The following is a 19,120-nucleotide window of genomic DNA, read 5'->3' as shown; positions in this document are numbered from 1 at the left end:
TAAATTATGCCACCGCTTGATGTCAGATGGTAAAAAGCTTTTAGGCGACTTTATTCAATAATCGATAATCTGCGGCATTTGGCTTTTTTGTTTTGAGCCAGTATTTCCAGGTATAAGTTGGCCATAAGGCAAAGTTCTTGCCGCCTTCCTGCTGATACCAGCTGACACAGCCAGATTGCCACACAGTCTTTTCAAACATATGTTGCACCTGCTGATTAAATGCATTCTGTGCCTGGTCTTTGACCATGATGGCGTCACTATGAGATTGATCGACCAGTTGCATCAATTGCAAAATATATTCAACTTGTGCCTCAATCATAAAAATGACAGAGTTGTGTGCCAATAGGGTATTTGGCCCCAGTAACTGAAACAGGTTTGGAAAGTCTTTCACGCAAATTCCATAATAGCTTTCAGCACCTTGTTTCCACATTTCATTCAACTCTACGCCATCAAGCCCGGTACATTGAAAATTCTTCATATAGATACGTGGATCGGTAATGAATCCGGTGCCATAAATCAGACAGTCAATCGGCCGCTCTTTTCCATCTTGTGTAATGATACTGTGTTCAGTCAGTTCCTGAATCTTCTCGGTCACCAGTTCCACATTATGGCGGTTAAACGTCGGGAAGTATTTATTTGAAACCAGAATACGTTTGCAGCCCATGATGTAATCGGGAGTTAGTTTCTTGGCCAATTCAGGGTTTTTGACCTCATATTTAATGAATAGTTCTGCCAGTTTTTGGGTGAATTTCATAATGCCCGGTTTGACAATCGGTACCACACGCGATTCATTTGACCAATACAGGCGGGCACGGTGTAGCTTTCTAAACCAGTCATATTTTTTAAAGAGTTTCTTTTCAAGATTCGGGTAGGCACGTTCATCACGAGGAATGACCCAAGCCGCAGTACGTTGCATGACATACAGATGTTTGCATTGTGGGGCAATTTCCGGAATATATTGAATGGCACTGCCACCTGTCCCAATCGATGCGACATTTTTGCCAGTCACATCATAAGCGTGATCCCATTGCGCAGAATGAAAGACTTTACCTTGGAATTTCTCAATACCAGGAATATGTGGGATTTGCGGAATATGTAAAGGTCCGGAAGCGAATATAACAAACTGGGCTTCAAGGATACTTTGATCCTGTAGCTGTAATTGCCATAGACAGCGTTCTGCCTGGTAATGTGCTGCCAGTACTTCGGTATTTAAACGGCAAAAAGCACGCAGGTTATAATCGGTCACCAGATCCTGAATATAAGAAAATATCTCGGGTGCTTCCGCATAACGTTTGGACCAATTGCTTTTCGGTGCAAATGACAAGGAATATAAATGTGATTGCACATCACAGGCTGCTCCAGGATACTGATTGTCCCGCCAGGTTCCGCCAAAATCGCTACCTTTTTCAAGAATAATAAAATCATAAATACCATGCTGTTGTAAACGTATTGCCATGGCAATCCCTCCGAAACCAGCTCCAATAATGGCAACTTTAGTATGGGGATGGGAACGTGTAGCGGTGGCATAATCTAGCATCAGTAAATTCCTTACTTATTTTAATGTTGGATATTTATCGTAATTTGCTCCTTGATGATTAGATAGAAAATTGATCTAAACGGCAATAGCCGACACATTATTTTTATAGTACAACTAGAATAATCACATTGTATTTGTATGGTTATGAAACGTTCTGTTCTCAGTCTGATGTATTTGATTCAAGGAATGCGCAAGGCTGGCATGGAGGTCGATCAGAAACTGCAAAACATTGGGCTGCGTGTAGATGCCTTTGATCCAAGCTCGGTGATCCATCCGAGTCTGGAACATGATGTGCTTAAGGTGGTGGGACAGGAAATCCAACCTGAACAGGGATTATTGATTGGCCAGCATTATGCTTTGGCAGGTTATGGTCCCTTACTCATGTTGCTGGTGACCAGTCCTACGGTACGTGATGCATTGAATCAGGTGATCCGTTTTCAGCAGTTGACGCATTTGACCGGTCAGTTGGCCTTGCAGCAAAGCGAGCATCATAGCGCGCTATGTTATCGAGCCAAGCAGCAGGATGATCATTTGAGAATGTTGCTGGCACAGGCAGAGATTTCCGGAACGTTTAAGTTTATCCGGGAAATCTACAAATTGATGGGCTTATCCAAACCTGATTTGCGGATCGAGTTGCCATTTGCCTATCCAGAAGATCTGAATACCTTAAAGGTCTACCATGATTATTATGGAACACAGGTACAGTTTGATGCATCTCGGGCAGCATTCTGGTTTGATGAAGCAGTGCTAGATATTAAAATTCCCTCTGCGGATGCGGTGACTTTTGCCGTCTATGAAGCCAAATGTCTGGCTGAACTGGAACGCTTGCAACAGGATGAGCAGACGCCGACTGTGGTGCAGCGCGTGCAGGATTATCTGGAGATCCAAAGCGGCCTGATGCCCAGCATGGCTGAAACGGCACAGGCGCTGAATATCCCGGAACGAACCTTGCGGCATCAGTTACAGCAATGTGATACCAGTTATAAGCAGATTCGCGAAGAAATTATTAAAGATAAGGCTTTGCGACTGATTGAATACAAACAGTATTCGATTGAAATGATTGCAGAATTATTAGGCTATTCCGAGCCAGCCGCTTTTAACCATGCCTTTAAACGCTGGTTTGGGCAAAGTCCTCGGCAATATATAAAATAGCCTAAGCTAGTTTATGCCAAAGTGTTATAGCGTGTTGATTAAACTCCGCTATAATTAAATTGATCCCAAATAGTACGAAATTCTATGTCCGATTTTAATTCACAGCACAGCACCGCTTTTAGTCCGATTTCTCCTGCAGAACGTTATGCACAAGCGATCTCTTCGGGACAGTTTATGCCTGATGAAGCACAGGCAATGGCAGTACATGAACTGAATCGTGTCTGGCTGGAATTGATTCAGCGTTTTAAGGCATCGAAAAAAGCATTTCGCCGCTTTCGCCGTCAGACGTCTCCGAAAGGCGTATATATGTGGGGTGGAGTAGGGCGTGGCAAAACTTGGTTGATGGATCAGTTTTACGATTCGATTCCGTTTCGCCGTAAAACCCGGATGCATTTTCACCATTTTATGCAGCATGTGCATCGTGAGTTAAACAAATTATCCGGACAGCGTAACCCCCTAGATATCGTGGCAGATCGGATTTATAAAGAAGCGGTCATCATCTGTTTTGATGAATTTTTTGTATCCAACGTAACGGATGCGATGATTCTAAGCGATCTGTTCCAGAAGCTATTTGAACGCGGTATTACCTTGGTCGCTACCTCGAATATCGCACCGGACGGTTTATATAAAAACGGCATTCATCGTGACCGTTTTATGCCTACCATCGAACTGGTCAAGAAAAACTGTGTGGTCTTAAATGTTGATGCCGGAGTCGATTACCGTCTACGGGTTCTAAAACAGGCACAATTGTTTAAATTCCCGTTAACGCATGATCATAAAAACTGGATTGCTCAACGTTTTAGCGCTTTGACCCAGACTCAGACCTGTTCTGAAGAGCCGATTATTATCAACAACCGTATTGTTGAAACCGTTTCACATACTGAAGATGTGTTGTGGTGCGAGTTTTCTGAACTGTGTTTAAAGCCACGTAGTCCGGCTGATTTTATTGAAGTCGCCAATATTTATAATACGGTTTTGGTCAGCAATGTGCCACACCTGACCGATTTTCTGAATGATGGAACACGCCGTTTTATTTATCTGGTCGATGAATTTTATGACCGCGGCGTCAAGTTACTCTTAACCTCAGAAGATAATATCGTGGATATTTACCAGGGTGAAAAACTGGCCTTTGAAATTGAACGGACCCGTTCCCGTTTGCTGGAAATGCAGTCGGATGAATACCTGAATTCTGAACATCGCCAGATTGAGAAAATCGCCTCCGTGAACGCAGAGTAACCATAAAAGCGCTGGTCATTTACCAGCGCTTTTTTTATAAAAATAGGGACTTAAATTATCGACAAGCCTGATTAAACATGGCTTAATCTTGATCTAAATATGATCGTGTATAACTAGAATGCATAATTTTTACTCGAAAATCTGAACTTAAGTCTAATTTCTACATTTCGAAAACTTTATACACTGTCATTAAGGTATTTAGCAGAATGATATCTATTTGCAACTGACAAAGATCAAATATGTTTATGAGGGTATTCATATTAGAAAAAATGCTCAGTATTTAGCAATGTGATAATACTATTCAGCTAGATTTTAATCGGTATACTAGAATCTCTTGTATAAAAAGTAGCAATATCAGGAAAGACAATGACTGCACGTATTCAAAAAGGCAAGTTAGCGATTGCTAAAGAACTTTACGATTTCATCGAAAATGAAGCACTACCAGGTTCTGGTTTAGACAGCGAAACATACTGGAAAAACTTTGAACAAGTCGTTGTTGATCTTAGCCCTAAAAATAAAGCACTTTTGGCTAAGCGTGATGACATTCAGGCGAAAATTGATGAATGGCACCGCAATAACACATTTGAATTACAAGCTTACAAAGCTTTCTTGACTGAAATTGGCTACTTGTTACCAGAAGTAGAAGATTTTCAAATCAGCACTGAAAATGTAGACGAAGAGATTGCAGTACTGGCAGGTCCACAGTTGGTGGTACCGGTACGTAATGCACGTTACTGCCTGAACGCTGCAAACGCACGTTGGGGTTCTTTGTACGATGCACTTTATGGTTTCGATGTCATCTCTGAAGAAGATGGCGCGGAAAAAGGCAAAGGCTATAACCCGAAACGTGGTGAAAAAGTTGTCGCATTTGCAAAGAATTTCCTCGACGAAACTTTCCCATTGGCACAAGGTTCGCACGCAGACGCAACTCAATACGCAGTTGAAGCTAATGCACTGGTTGTTACCCTAAAAGACGGTTCAAAAACAACTGTGGCAGATGCCGCTAAATTCGTTGGTTACAATGGCGAAGCTTCAGCACCGACTGAAATCGTACTTAAAAATAATGGCTTGCACGCAATCATCCAGATTGATGCCAATAGTTCGATTGGTCAAACTGACGCAGCAGGCGTAAAAGACGTCGTTCTTGAAGCGGCAGTTACGACCATTCAGGACTTGGAAGACTCGATTGCAGCCGTTGATGCTGAAGAAAAAGTGGAAGGCTACCGTAATTGGTTAGGCCTGATGAAAGGTACTTTAGAAGAGTCTATTGAGAAAAACGGTAAAACTGTTACCCGTAAACTGAATGAAGACCGCACTTTCAAAAATGTAGAAGGTGGTGAAACTAAAGTTCATGGCCGCTCATTGATGTTGCTGCGTAACGTTGGTCATTTAATGACAAACCCGGCGATTCTGGTAGATGGCGCAGAGATCTATGAAGGCATCATGGATGCACTGGTTACGCCATTGTTGTCTTTCGCAGACATCAAAGGTGAAAACACGATCAAGAACTCGCGTCAAGGTTCAATGTATATCGTTAAGCCGAAAATGCATGGTCCTGAAGAAGTAGCATTTGCCGTTGAATTGTTTGAACGTGCCGAACAGGCACTTGGCTTACCTGCAAAAACTTTAAAAATCGGGATCATGGATGAAGAACGCCGTACTTCTGTGAACTTGAAGAACTGTATTGCACAAGCCAAAGATCGTACTATCTTCATCAATACAGGTTTCATGGACCGTACCGGCGATGAAATCCATACCTTTATGGAAGCTGGTCCATTCGTTCGTAAAGGCGAAGTAAAAGGCCAAATCTGGTTCCCAGCTTATGAAAACCGTAACGTGATGATCGGTCTGCAAGCGGGTTTACGTGGTAAAGCACAGATTGGTAAAGGCATGTGGCCAAAGCCAGACATGCTGCTTGACATGTACAAAACCAAAACTGAACATCCTGAAGCGGGTGCGAGCTGTGCATGGGTTCCATCACCTACAGGTGCGGTGATCCACGCGATTCACTATCACCAGATTAATGTTGCAGACCGTCAGCAAGAACTATTGTCGACTCAGCCTTTATCTCTAGATGATTTGTTGACACCGCCATTGGCGAAAGACACCAACTGGTCTGAAGAAGAAAAAACCAAAGAACTTGAAAATAACTGTCAAGGTATTTTAGGTTATGTGGTTCGTTGGGTAGATTTGGGTGTAGGTTGTTCTAAAGTGCCAGACATCAATGATGTCGGTTTAATGGAAGACCGTGCAACTCTACGTATTTCTTCACAACACGTTGCGAACTGGTTGCGTCACGGTATCGTAAGTCGTGAACAGGTAGAAGAAGTCATGCAACGTATGGCGAAAATTGTGGATGAGCAAAATGCCAATGATCCATTGTATACGCCAATGTCTGCTGACTTTGCCAACAATATTGCATTCCAGGCAGCATCTGACCTGATCTTCAAAGGTGGTGAGCAGCCATCAGGTTATACCGAGCCGCTTCTACACGCAGCGCGTTTAAAGTTAAAAGGTTATACAGGTGATTAATCCTGTCTAGCTTAAAAAAGCCTCTTCGGAGTAATGCCAGTCAGTTAAGAAATTGACTGGCATTTTCTTGGATATTTTTGTGCTTTAATTTTCACTACTCGCGGACATTGCCTTTGCCTTTTTTCAGGTAATACAAATATTTTAGATTGTTCAAATAATTGCGCTAAATGTTTGGGTAGGTTTCCTGCTGATTCTAAAGGTGTGTGCCTTAAGATATTGATAATACTCATAGATGCAATATGGAAACTGATCCTTAAAGGACTCACCTTTGCATGTTCAGCGATAAACCTCATCTGTCTTCTTAAGATATTATATGCAATAAATACCCCCCACAATTCTTGATAGACCAAATCAGGTTGTTTGCTTCTTAAAATCCTTGCATCCTGTAAATCACTTTTAATTTCCCGATAACACATTTCTATTTCCCAACGCTGGATATAAAGCATTGCAAGGTCTTTGAATGGATAAACTTTAGAATCTGTTAATGATGTAATGTAACGTCTTATTTTTCCTGCATATTCAACTTCAATTAAACGTGCTTCCCAATAGTCACCCAATGACGGATTTATCTTTTTTGCTCTTGCTGAAACAGGCATTTTGATCTGAAAGTCATGGGCCGCATTATGATGAATCACTTCATAACGCAGGTTGTCCTTTGCTCGCATCAACCAATGACTCTCTTCTGCCTGAGATTGCCAGCTCACTAAAAAATCAGCAGAGAAGTAAGCACGATCAAATAGGGTAATACTGCGAACTGGTGCTTTTAATTGACTGGCTAAGGTTAATTCACCTTGATCCATACTACCCATTTGGGCATCAATCATTTCATGGGTATTGGTATTCACCAGGCAAGTCGCTCTAACTTGTGGGTAAGGTGCAGCTGCTGTTTTGCCTTTGGATGAACCAAAGTGCTTAAAGTTTTCTTCTGTATGAGGCATAGACCAAACCACACCATCTACAGCACAAACGCATAGACCGTGAAAGTTGCTATATTGTTGTTGTGAGTCTTTAAACCATGCCTGACTTAATGTCGAAAATAAAGCACTCATGGGTTCTAAGCCTAAGCGTTGTCTTGCTTGTACGGATGCACTCGGTACACAGTATTCTGCCGTACCGAAAACAAGTTGCAATTGTTGAACCACATACCAAATCGGTTGATTTCGAAATAGAGCAAGTCCGATTACCAGCCAAACAACATGTTCAGCAGGCAGTTTTCTTTTTCGAATTGATGCTTTACCTGTTTGGTCTAAGCAATCTTCAATCCAGTTTAAATCAATCAATTCACTGAATTGTGAAAGTGAAGGTAGGGTTTGTTTTAATGTTAAATCTAGATTCTGAGATAAATTCATAAAAAAAGAGCGTATTTACATACGCTCTTTTTACAGCATTTTAACTTTTTTTGCTTAACTGACTGGCATTACTCTTCGGAGGCTTTTTTATTGTCTAATGGTAAGCCGTCGTTGTTCTGACTAGAAATTTTCCAGCTGAACTCTTAAAGTGGGGCAAAGCATGCGAGGAAACAATAAAATGATGACGGTATATCAAAATTTAGACCAGCAGTTTATTCATGGTCAGTGGCAAGGCGGTACTTCAACCAGAACAATAAAAAATATAAACCCCTATACCCAGAGTGAAATTTTTAGCATGGCAGCGGCCAGTTCTGTCGATGTAGACAGTGCTTATACCGCAGCAGAGCAGGCTTTTCAGCAGGGTGTTTTGAATTCCACTGAAGTACGAAAAACAGTGCTGCAAAATGTGATCACAATTATTCAGCAGCGTCGTGATGAAATCATTGACTGGCTGATCATTGAATCTGGTAGTACACGTATTAAGGCAGGCCTAGAGGTAGATGCTGCTCTGGGCATTATTCAGGAAAGTCTGGCTTTTCCAGATCAGATACAAACAGAACAGCTGGAAAGTAAAGATCCCGCACGTAAAAGTCTGGTTTTGCGCAAGCCTTTAGGCGTGATTGCAGTCATCAGTCCATGGAACTTTCCATTTCATTTGTCTTTACGTTCAGTGGCTACTGCAATTGCCTGTGGTAATACCGTTGTATTGAAGCCGGCCAGTGATACCCCGGTGACTGGCGGTACCTTAATCGGCAAGCTATTTGAAGAAGCAGGTTTAGCTGCAGGTGCACTGAATATCGTTGCCGGGGCTGGTAGTGAAATCGGGGATTATTTTGTTGAGCATTCAGCGCCGAAAATGATTTCATTTACCGGTTCGACTGAAGTGGGGAAAAGTGTCGGCAGTAAAGCCTTGGCCAGTTCCCGAATCAAGCGTCTGGCACTTGAACTGGGTGGCAATGCACCTTTGGTTATTCTGGATGATGCCGATCTTGATCTAGCAGTTGAACTGACGCTGATGGGGCGTTTTATGCATCAGGGACAAATTTGCATGAGTACCAATCGGGTCATTGTCGATGCATCAATCCATGATGCTTATGTAGATAAACTTCTGGATCAGATCAAAATGATTCCAGTGGGTGATCCAAATCTGGAAGATACCGTGATTGGACCGATCATTAACCAGAGTCAGGTTGAAAAACATCAACAGATCATTCAAACAGGGAGTGAGCAGGGCGCGCAACTGGTGTATGAAGGGGGAATCGAAGGGAATCTGGTCTATCCACATATTTTTATTGATGTCGCGGAAGATTCCGATCTGGCGCAGCAAGAAAGTTTTGGGCCGATTTTACCTATCTTAAAAGCCCGGGATGAAGCACATGCTTTAAATCTGGCCAATGCGACTGAGTTCGGTTTGTCCAGTGCAGTATGTACCTCAAACATCGAGCGAGGCACTGCTTTTGCCGCACAACTGGATATTGGGATGACACATATTAATGGCATTAGTGTTGCAGACCAGTCAAACGCACCCTTTGGTGGCGAGAAAAATTCAGGATTGGGTCGTTTTAATGGCCGCTGGATTTTTGAGGAATTTACCCGGACACATTGGTTAACTGTACCTAATTAATAACAGTCAACGCGCCTAAAACTATAGAAATACGACAGGCTTAGACTTGGCATCACGCTATAATCTGATAGTCGAATGATTTACATATATGAACCATGTGCGCCAACTTTAAGCCTTTAACCTTAGAACAGTTGCATAATCTGGGATTGCCAGAAATTCCTTTTGAATATCCAGAGGAGGTCTATCCCAATTATGCTACACCGCTTTTGTTTCATTCAGCTCAAGGACTGGAATGGCGTTCCGTGAATTTTGGACTCATTCCGAAATGGGCAGAAGACAAAACTATAGGTACCAAGACCTATAACGCCAGAAATGAAACCTTACTGCAAAAGCCCACCTTCGCTGAAGCCACCGCCAAATGTCATTTTGGCGTCATTCCGGTATCGGAATTTTATGAGTCTAAATATTTTGACAATAAACCGCAGCGTTGGGGTGTAAGACGTAAAGATGGTCAGGCGACTTTTATTGCAGCTGTGTATGAGATTGCTCGGGTACAAGGTGAAATTGTACGCTCTGCCAGCATGATTACCATGGATGCAATTGATCATCCCATGATGAAGGAGTTTCATGAGCCGGGTAATATCAAACGCTCGGTTATTGTGATTCCACAGCAGCGACTGCAAGAATGGCTAACGCTAAGGCATCCAGATATTCATAGCTTTGTAGAGGGCTTTCCAGTAGAAGAGTTCGAATGTTCACATGTACCAAAAGAAAAAATCAAAAAAGTCAGTCCACAACTGAACTTTTTTGATTTTTAGAAAGCTCTGGCGAATTATTTATTATTGTAAAGTGTACGCCAATTCGCCAGCGTCTATTTAAAATAAAAAGTAGGTCTCTTAACGAGCTAAATTTTTGAAAATATGACGTAAACTTTCCATGGTTTTTTCAATTTGCAAAGGCGTTAAACCTTCAAATGACTGTTCCAGTACCACATTAGTTAGATCATTGATCTTATGTGTCATTTGCATGCCTTTATCGGTCAAAAATACTCGGGTAATCCGTGCATCATCCTCACATGAATAGGTTTCAACCAGACCTTCGTCCTTTAAACGATAAACGATTTTAGTTGTGGTCGACATTTTAGAGACAACCATTTCTGACAAATCAGAAACACTGGCATGTGGCTTTGATTTTAAGGCAAGAAGGATACGGCGGCGGGAATTGTCAACACCATATTTTTTTAGTGCATGATCGACATTAAGGACATATTGAGCATGAACCTGAGTTACCCAATAATATGGAAAGTTTTCTAAATTAAATTCTTCCGTACACGGCAAAAATTTTGCATATTTCTTAGTCATGAAATGTTCCTTGTATTTATTTTTCTAGGGCCCGTTCATTTTATGAAAAAGTTTATGCATGTTTCAACCTTTATTTTAAAAATGTTAAAGCGCTAACACTTTTTAGTTTTGCTTAACACCCTAAGGAGTTGATCAGTTCTGCATGTGAGCCTTATCAGGTGCGGAGATTGTTTTTTAAAATCGGATGAAAGGCGATAATATTTTGTATAAATTTAATTCTTCAGCCTATTTTTAAAGAGTAGAACTGCTGCCAAGACATTTTATGATTGTTGATCAGCCTTTTAAATTAATTTTAAATATAAGCAATTGCATTTTAATGAATTAATTCATTAGGAGAAGATAGGCTATTGAATGGTTTTAGTGACTACATTGAGTGAGCGTTTGAAGCGATATTTTTAAGTGATTGTTCTTTCAATAAAAAAATAGTTTATACTTTAATCTTTAAGTAACCTTAAAAATAATGGTCAAATCGAACTAAATGTTGTTTATTTTTAATTCAATTAGAATAAATGATGTAGAAAAATTAAAATTAAAATTAACTAGTTTGAACATCAACCAGTCGGTTTTAAAAGTCTCAGTAAAATCATGATCATGTAATTTTTTTGTAAATTAATACATTACAAAATACTCAGTTTATGCATAATGGAATAGTCTTAAGTTGCATAGGTTTTATTTTAATGGATCCCTCGCCGTGCGTTGATCTTCCATCTCTATTTCTAGCTTACTCGAACGGGGTAATTCTCTAATGGAATTTTTATTAGATCCCGGAATCTGGGTAGGTTTAATTACTCTTATTATTCTTGAAATTGTTCTAGGTATTGATAACCTAGTCTTCATTGCCATTCTGGCTGAAAAACTACCTCCTGAACAACGTGATAAGGCCCGTGTGATTGGTTTATCTTTAGCGTTGTTTATGCGTCTAGGTCTGTTATTTGCCATTGCTTGGTTGGTCACTTTGACACAACCATTGATTACCGTGTTTGACTGGACCTTCTCCGGTCGGGACCTGATCTTGTTATTTGGTGGCTTGTTCTTGGTGTATAAGGCCGTTACTGAGCTGCATGAAAAGATTGAAGGCAAACCTGAAGTCACAGTATCTACCAACGTGGTATATGCAAGTTTCACTGCTGTTGTTGCACAGATTGTTGTTTTAGATGCTGTTTTTTCTTTAGATTCAGTAATTACCGCCATTGGTATGGTCGACAACATTTATGTCATGATGGCTGCAATGATTGTTGCAATGGGCGTGATGCTACTGGCATCGAAACCATTGACCAACTTTGTGAACCGCCATCCAACCGTGGTGATTCTGTGTTTAAGCTTCCTGCTTTTGATTGGTATCAGTCTGATAGCAGAAGGTTTTGGTTTCCATATTCCAAAAGGCTATATCTATTCAGGTATTGGTGTCGCGATCATAATCGAAGCATTTAACCAGTTCGGTCAGCGTAATGCTGCTAAACATGAATCTAAGATTCCTTTGCGTCATCGTACTGCCGACTCGATTTTAAAATTGATGGGTGGCAAGCTAGAGACGACTGATACTCAAAATAATGAGGCACAAGAAACCTTTGCAGATGAAGAGCGCTATATGATTGGCGGGGTGCTTACCCTTGCAGAGCGTTCAGTCGCTTCGATCATGACGCCGCGCAGTCAGATTTCATGGGTTGATCTGGAAGATAGCCCAGAACAGATCCGTGAAAAAATTCTGTCTGTTCCACACAGTCTGTTCCCTGTATGTCGCGGTAGCCTGGATAAGGTCATTAGCGTAGTACGTGCCAAAGAATTACTGGATGTACTGGAAGAGCCGGAAGAATTAAAAGCACTGATCAAACGTCATCGTCCAATTTATATCTTTGAAAAGATGAAGGTTATTGATGCAATCAATACCTTGCGTACTTCTAAAGGTTCTTTGGTCTTGGTCAGTGATGAGTTTGGTAATGTGCAGGGTCTGATTTCACCGCTAGATGTGTTTGAAGCAATTGCTGGTGAATTCCCGGATGCTGATGAGCAGCTAGATCTAGTTAAAATCGATGATACACACTGGATCGCATCGGGCATGTTAGACCTGTATCAGCTTGAGCTGGAACTTGGCATGATTGATCTGATTGATGAAGATGCGGGTTATATCAGTGTTGCGGGTTTGATTCTGGATAAAACCAACAGTACGGTTGAAGTGGGCACCGAGTTAAATTATCAGGGTGTACAGTTCAAAGTCACTGAAATTGAAAGCAATCGTATCAAGTCGGTCAGCATTCATTACGCAGTTTAAACAGGTGTTTTAAATACGTTATTTGTTCAAATTCTAAAAGTCAGTTGCTTTAGTGGCAGCTGGCTTTTTTAATGCATGTCTGTTGAATGTGGCTCATTAAAATAATATGAGCCTTCGTTTAAACTGATTTTTATCAGTTTATTCATACTATTAGTCATGTTCCCGATTGAGCTGAATATCCGGATATTGCAGTGAGATTTTGAAGCCGAAAAAGTCAAGTCAGCAATCGAAAATAAGCATGATCAAGCATCAAATATTGATTCATGTAACCTGTTAATCAAAACTTAAAAGTCATATTTAAATACTGACAAAAAATTGAACTACAATTCACATGAACTAGATTTGCATGATGCAAACAGATCTTAAGTAAAATGGAAACCGTTTGTGTGGAAATCACTAGATAAGTTGCATGAAGCCTACTCAGTTCAGAATAAAACGACTCAAAAATGATCTCCGAAAGAGCTAGACAAAACATTTCTAATGAGGTCAATAGAGCAAATGAGCAGGATCAATCTAAATAGGGGCGTTTATCTATTCAAGAGAATAAACACCCTGTGAAGCGACCAGTAAACTAAATGGATTCTGGCAGAATTTTAAAGTTGGCGTATTTTCGGATTGTTTCAGTATTGAGTTGGTGGATTTCATCCAGAAAGGCGACATTAAAACTGCCTAACTGTTGTGCGCGTTCAAATGCCAATTGACCGGCAATTGCAAAATGTACATGTGCCGTTAATGCAGCAAGGGCTGGAGACGTTACTGCACTATAGGCAGCGATCAGTGCACCGAGTGCACATCCCATCGCCGTGATTCGGGGCTGTAAAGCAGAACCGCCTGACACCTGTATCACAGGATAGTCTTTCGAAATAATGTAATCAGATTCACCGGAGATTGCGATACATTCACAATGATCCAGCAAACTTCGCGCCTGTAAATAAACATCCGCACTGTCTACTGTGCTGTCTACACCCTTGGACTCGATCTGCTTGCCAGCCAAAGCACCAATTTCAGAAGCATTGCCTCGTAAAATCGTAGGCTGGGAATGCATCAACTGATCTACGACGCCAGAACGCCAGCGCAGAACTGTTCCATAACCGACCGGATCAAGCACCCACGGTTTTTGCAATTGATGTGCAGTTTTCGCAGCAATCTGCATCGCCTGAACCTGCTCTGTCGTCGGTGTACCCAGATTCAGACTGATCGCTGTAGCAGTCTTGGCAAAACTTTCAGCTTCAAACGGATTGTCGATCATGGCCGGAGAAGCATGCGCAGCCAGTACAATATTGGCGACATAGTTGCTGGCCACCGTATTGGTCATGATATGCACCAGGGGCTGCTGTTGCTGAAGTTTCAACCAGGCCTCACAGATCTGATCCAGAAGCGTTTGCTGTAGTGCTTGCGTAGAAGTCGTCATAATGGTCATTTAGAATAAGAGAAAGATTCGTTGTATTCGGTCAGCGGGTAAAATAATGGTCTTGATGCTTGCAGCTACGACAGAACAGGCTGACATAGTCACTGGCATCATAATCCACCGACAGTTCCTGTGAGCCGCAATGCATACAACGTTTTTGGGAATAGAATTTCAGGCGAGGTTCGATCTTGTGCCACGAACGCCACACCGGCTGAAAGAAGATATTTTCATCATAGCCCAAAAACCGATAAAACAGGATTTCGCTCATCTTGCTGAATGCCAGTTGCGGTGGACGCGGCAGGGTAGAGGTTTCCCATTTTTCTGTAACTGAACGTTCGCGGTACTGCTGCAAGGTTTTTTTCAGCAGATTGGTATTAATAAAGTTTTCATTGCGGGGCTTGAGGGCTTTTTGTTTATATAGATATTCCAGCCCGGTCTGCACCAGATAATAAATCTGACCCACAGCCAGTACATCCAAAAGACGATAGCAAAAGGTCTGAAAGCTCTGATTTCCGGCAATTTGCACATTCCAGCTACGGCAATAGAATTGGGCAAACTGAATGATTTCTTCATATAGCAGGCAATAGAGTGCATCTTTGACTTCATCTGCACTTTTAAAGGGCACACCTTGGCTCAGGTTTTGATAAAACCAGTTGCGCAGCTGCTGGGTGATACTGAACAGGGTCGGTTCAGAATAACCATCCAGTCGCACATTAATATAATAATGCTGATTTTCCTGCTGGAGATCTTTGGGAATCAGAACCTGATCCCGGATCAGGCTTTTTACCAGACCATGTTGGAACAGATAGTTGGGACTGATGGAATAATATCGAATTTGATGCCAGTCAATATATTCGCGGTGCTGGCTATATTCCTGAACCTGCTCATCCAGAATCGCAAGTAAAAACAGTTTATTGATAAAACTGAGCTGATTGAGCTCAAGAACCGGTCGATCCTGTTTTTTATGATATTGACGGTTTTCCTGTAAACGGACTTCCTTGAGCATGCGTTTACGCTGCGCCAGACATCGTTCACAATAACAATTGTGCTTTTGATCGGAGTAAAGCTGATGCTGACAATGGCTGCATTCATGATAGCTCAGTTCCTGATCATATTGCTCTGCCTCAATCCAATACATCGATGCCTTACACAGCGGGCAGTGGGTACTTTCATCAAGCTGTTTTTGCAGAACACTGAATACCATGGTCGCGGGCAACTCTAGAATGGACGGGCATTTGATTATACACGGCTGATGAGATGCAAACGTAGTGGACTGGTGCAATTTTTCTAAATCAAAAATAGTCATCCAAACAGAAGAAGAGCTACCGAAGTAGCTCTGATTTTAAAACATGAAATGACGCTTTTTAAACCGGGCAGGGTAATGTGTCGTCCTCCTCGCCGCGATGTTTAGCATGAATTAAGGCCTGAACCTTTTTAGAGGGCACTTTTTTGGCACCGAGTGCATCGTAGGTGTTAAGAATGGCAGTCACTTCATGGGCCTGAAGCGGAATGCCTTCACAGCTCATCAACAGTGCAATCACTTTATGGTCAATATTGGCCTGATCTAGGGTCTGCAAAGTTTTGATATTTTCGATCCGTACAACATGCTGTTTTAAATACATGGCTCACCTCATCATCGTTATCATTATTCTTTCATTGGAAGTGTGGAAAAACACAGTTTAACTGTAGCAAGAAGTGTGCTCATTTATTAATCAGAATTTATTCGGTACTCAGCAAATAAAATTATATATTTTTAAATCAGTTATTTATGAAAATGTCAGAAATTATGATCCTGACTATTTTTATGGCACAGATATTTCTTATGTAGAGTCGAGTGCTGCTCAATTAGGCAGAATGCATTGAAAGTGGTGCATGAAATGCCCATATTAGATCTAACAATACAAATGCACAGACAGCGTTTAAAACTTGGCGTATGATTTTGACATGAACAATGTCGAACACGATAAAAGATTAGGACAGGACATGAATATTGCGGCAAACCCGGTGATCGAAGCGGATCAAACCATTTATTTAAAAGACTATCAAAAACCTTCCTTTATTGTTGATTCCATCGACCTGAATATTCAAGTCTATAGTGACCACAGTCTGGTCAGCAGCAAGCTGGAGATGCAGCGCCAAACTGCTGGCGATCTGGTTCTGCTTGGCCGCGATCTAGAGCTGCAATCGATTAAGTTAAATGGTCAAACTCTGAATGCCAGTGACTACCACTTGGATGCTGAACAGCTGGTCATTGCCAATGCACCTGATCAAGTGTTGCTTGAAATTGTGGTTAAAATCCACCCTGAAAGTAATACGATGCTGGAAGGTTTATATCAGGCCAGTTCAGATCTGTTTGTGACCCAAAATGAACCAGAAGGGTTCCGTAAAATTACTTTCTATCCAGACCGTCCAGATGTGTTGTCGGTCTTTACGACGCGTGTCGAAGCAGATAAGAAATATCCGGTTTTGCTTGCAAATGGTAACCTGCTGGAAACAGGTGAAGTCGATGCCAATCGTCATTATGCCATCTGGCAGGATCCGACCAAGAAACCGAGCTATTTGTTCGCCTGTGTCATTGGTGATTTGGCAGTGATGAAAGATTCTTATGTCACATCGGAAGGCCGCAATGTAGCTCTGGAAATCTATGCAGAAGAAAAAGATATTCCAAAATGCAAAATCGCCATGGAAGCGCTCAAACATTCCATGCGCTGGGATGAGGAGCATTATGGTCTGCCTTATGATCTGGATAACTACATGATCGTGGCGACCAGTGCATTCAACATGGGTGCCATGGAAAATAAAGGTCTGAATATCTTCAATACTTCATGCGTGCTGGCCGATGAAGAGTACACCACTGATGCCGCAATCATGCGAGTGCAGTCAGTCATTGCACATGAATATTTCCATAACTGGACTGGTAACCGGATTACCTGTCGTGACTGGTTCCAGTTATGTTTGAAAGAAGGCTTGACTGTATTCCGTGACCAGTCTTTCTCGGAAGATTTACAGTCGGCTGCGGTACAACGTATTGATGATGTAGCAGTTCTCAAAGCGCATCAGTTCCCGGAAGATTCAGGGCCGCTGTCGCATCCACCGCGTCCGGATCATTTTGTAGAAATTAACAACTTCTATACTGCCACTGTTTATGAAAAAGGTGCGGAAATTAACCGCATGATGGCGACCTTGCTTGGCAAGGAAAAATTCCGTCAGGGAACCGATGAATATTTCCGCCGTCATGATGGTCAGGCGGTAACAGTTGAGGATTGGGTGGCCGCGCTTACAGCAGGTTCAGGTGTGGATCTTTCAAACTTCCTGACCTGGTACAACCAGCCAGGTACGCCTAAATTGCAAGTAAAAGCTGAGTACGATGTTGAGACCCAAATCTATCGTCTTCACTTCAAGCAAAGCCTGAAACCGCATGCCAAATACCCGAATCTGAAAGCAGTTCCAATTCCAGTGGCTTTGGCATTGTTTGATGCTGAAAGCGGTGAGCAGCTAACGCTGAACTCTGAGGCACTCTTTGGAAATGGCGTCAAAGATGGCGTGTATCTGTTTGATCAGGATGAAGCCACGATCGAATTTAGCGGTGTGACAGCAAAACCGGTGGTGTCCTTGCTGCGTAATTTCTCTGCACCGGTGAATCTGGACTTTGACTATTCAGAAAAAGAACTGGCTTTCCTGTTGCAATACGAGACCAATGGTTTTAACCAGTGGCAAGCAACTCAGACCTTACTCGAGCGTATCTTGCTGGATGACCAGCCTGCAGAAATTTATATCGAGGCTATGCTCAATACCTTGCCGGATGTGATTGAGAAAGATCCGCTGTTGGCATCACGTCTGTTTGATGTACCGTCGGAAGGTTATTTAGGTAGCCGTATTGATCAGGATTATAATCCGGTCATGATTCAGGAAAAGCGTGAGGCTTTGCTGCATACCTTGGCACGTGCTTTTGGAGAAACAGCGAAAGAAACTTATCTTAATCTGGATCCTGATCTGCAATCTGAATTCTCACAAGCGATGGGTGTGCGTGCTTTAAGAAATATTATGCTGACGATGATGGCTCGTCAGGGAGATGCATTTGCCTTTGATTTAGCCTATGAGCAATATCACACAGGCAATATGTCTGAACGTTTGGGTGCGCTGAAAGTCTTGGTCTGGAATGATGCACCACAAGCAGAAGAAGCTTTGGCAGATTTCTATAGCCGCTTTGAAGATGAAGCCTTGTCTTTAGACCAATGGTTTATGGTTCAGGCAGCACATCCAAAAGCAACGGATGCAACGATTGCGTATCTGACCCAGCATCCGGATTATGATCTGGCTGTGCCTAACCGTATCCGTGCAGTGAGCGGGGGGCTGAATGCTAATCCGGTCAATACCTGGAGCTTTGGCGTGCAGCATTTTATTGGACTGGCAAAATATCTGGACGAGAAAAATCCGATTGTAGGCTCACGTTTGCTACAGGTATTGTCACGCTGGTATACCTTGGCAGAACCGCAACGCAGTGAAGTGAAAGCACAGCTTGAAACCTTAAAGCCACTGGTTAAATCTAAAAATGTGTCTGAGACACTCAATAGTATGCTCAGCGTATAACATCAATATTCATAAAAAACCGGATCGACCTGATCCGGTTTTTTATTTCCTGTTTATTTCAAACGCTGGCTTTAAATACAGTTGAATTTCTCTAAAGGCTTAGGTAAGTACTAAAGGGTGTT

Annotated in this window: 13 protein-coding genes; 7 read left to right on the top strand and 6 right to left on the bottom strand. The window is 42.0% G+C overall.

Going from position 1 to position 19,120, the window contains the following annotated elements:
* Positions 1–40: 40 nt before the first annotated feature.
* On the bottom strand, positions 41–1,537 hold the full coding sequence (locus tag F995_RS03550; protein WP_004645452.1) for a flavin-containing monooxygenase: 1,497 nt from the start codon (positions 1,535–1,537) through the stop codon (positions 41–43).
* Between the two features lie 144 nt (positions 1,538–1,681).
* Between F995_RS03550 and F995_RS03545 the strand changes: the two genes are divergently transcribed.
* The 3 genes from F995_RS03545 (at position 1,682) to F995_RS03535 (ending at position 6,457) form a co-directional block, all read left to right on the top strand.
* Positions 1,682–2,689, top strand: a complete 1,008-nt coding sequence (locus tag F995_RS03545; protein WP_004645451.1) for a helix-turn-helix domain-containing protein — start codon at positions 1,682–1,684, stop codon at positions 2,687–2,689.
* 84 nt (positions 2,690–2,773) lie between these two features.
* Positions 2,774–3,925, top strand: coding sequence for a cell division protein ZapE (gene zapE, locus F995_RS03540; protein ID WP_004645450.1), 1,152 nt, complete (start codon positions 2,774–2,776; stop codon positions 3,923–3,925).
* Between the two features lie 366 nt (positions 3,926–4,291).
* Positions 4,292–6,457 (top strand): malate synthase G, encoded by a 2,166-nt coding sequence (locus F995_RS03535; protein ID WP_004645449.1) that lies wholly within the window; start codon positions 4,292–4,294, stop codon positions 6,455–6,457.
* Between the two features lie 44 nt (positions 6,458–6,501).
* On the opposite strand, the gene F995_RS03530 is transcribed toward F995_RS03535, so the two are convergent.
* Positions 6,502–7,806: an IS4 family transposase gene (locus F995_RS03530; RefSeq protein ID WP_004282307.1), complete on the bottom strand. Its 1,305-nt coding sequence runs from the start codon at positions 7,804–7,806 to the stop codon at positions 6,502–6,504.
* A 178-nt stretch (positions 7,807–7,984) separates the two neighbouring features.
* Between F995_RS03530 and F995_RS03525 the strand changes: the two genes are divergently transcribed.
* Together F995_RS03525 and F995_RS03520 are read left to right on the top strand one after the other, a co-directional pair.
* Positions 7,985–9,430, top strand: a complete 1,446-nt coding sequence (locus F995_RS03525) for an aldehyde dehydrogenase family protein (RefSeq protein ID WP_004645448.1) — start codon at positions 7,985–7,987, stop codon at positions 9,428–9,430.
* 95 nt (positions 9,431–9,525) lie between these two features.
* On the top strand, positions 9,526–10,188 hold the full coding sequence (locus F995_RS03520; protein ID WP_004645447.1) for an SOS response-associated peptidase family protein: 663 nt from the start codon (positions 9,526–9,528) through the stop codon (positions 10,186–10,188).
* Between the two features lie 78 nt (positions 10,189–10,266).
* Here the strand turns inward: F995_RS03520 and F995_RS03515 are convergent, their stop codons facing one another.
* Complete coding sequence (locus F995_RS03515) at positions 10,267–10,731, bottom strand: MarR family winged helix-turn-helix transcriptional regulator (RefSeq protein WP_004645446.1); 465 nt, start codon at positions 10,729–10,731, stop codon at positions 10,267–10,269.
* Positions 10,732–11,476: 745 nt separating this feature from the next.
* Between F995_RS03515 and F995_RS03510 the strand changes: the two genes are divergently transcribed.
* Positions 11,477–13,000, top strand: coding sequence for a TerC family protein (locus F995_RS03510; protein ID WP_004645445.1), 1,524 nt, complete (start codon positions 11,477–11,479; stop codon positions 12,998–13,000).
* A 571-nt stretch (positions 13,001–13,571) separates the two neighbouring features.
* Here F995_RS03510 and thiM read toward each other — a convergent pair.
* The 3 genes from thiM to F995_RS03495 all read right to left on the bottom strand — a co-directional run bounded on the left by thiM (position 13,572) and on the right by F995_RS03495 (position 16,030).
* Positions 13,572–14,420 (bottom strand): hydroxyethylthiazole kinase, encoded by an 849-nt coding sequence (thiM, locus tag F995_RS03505; protein WP_004645444.1) that lies wholly within the window; start codon positions 14,418–14,420, stop codon positions 13,572–13,574.
* A gap of 31 nt (positions 14,421–14,451) precedes the next feature.
* The gene (locus F995_RS03500; protein WP_004645443.1) at positions 14,452–15,612 is read right to left on the bottom strand and encodes a hypothetical protein; all 1,161 of its coding nucleotides are present in this window, start codon (positions 15,610–15,612) and stop codon (positions 14,452–14,454) included.
* A 160-nt stretch (positions 15,613–15,772) separates the two neighbouring features.
* Entirely contained in the window at positions 15,773–16,030 is a 258-nt protein-coding gene (locus tag F995_RS03495; protein ID WP_004278839.1) for a hypothetical protein, read from the bottom strand.
* Positions 16,031–16,391: 361 nt separating this feature from the next.
* Between F995_RS03495 and pepN the strand changes: the two genes are divergently transcribed.
* Positions 16,392–18,998, top strand: coding sequence for an aminopeptidase N (gene pepN / locus F995_RS03490; protein WP_004645442.1), 2,607 nt, complete (start codon positions 16,392–16,394; stop codon positions 18,996–18,998).
* Positions 18,999–19,120: the final 122 nt, after the last annotated feature.

Source organism: Acinetobacter sp. CIP A162 (assembly GCF_000367905.1).
GTDB lineage: Bacteria > Pseudomonadota > Gammaproteobacteria > Pseudomonadales > Moraxellaceae > Acinetobacter > Acinetobacter lwoffii.
The sequence above is the reverse complement of the archived record's forward strand: the minus strand, read 5'-3'. Positions and strand labels throughout refer to the sequence as shown.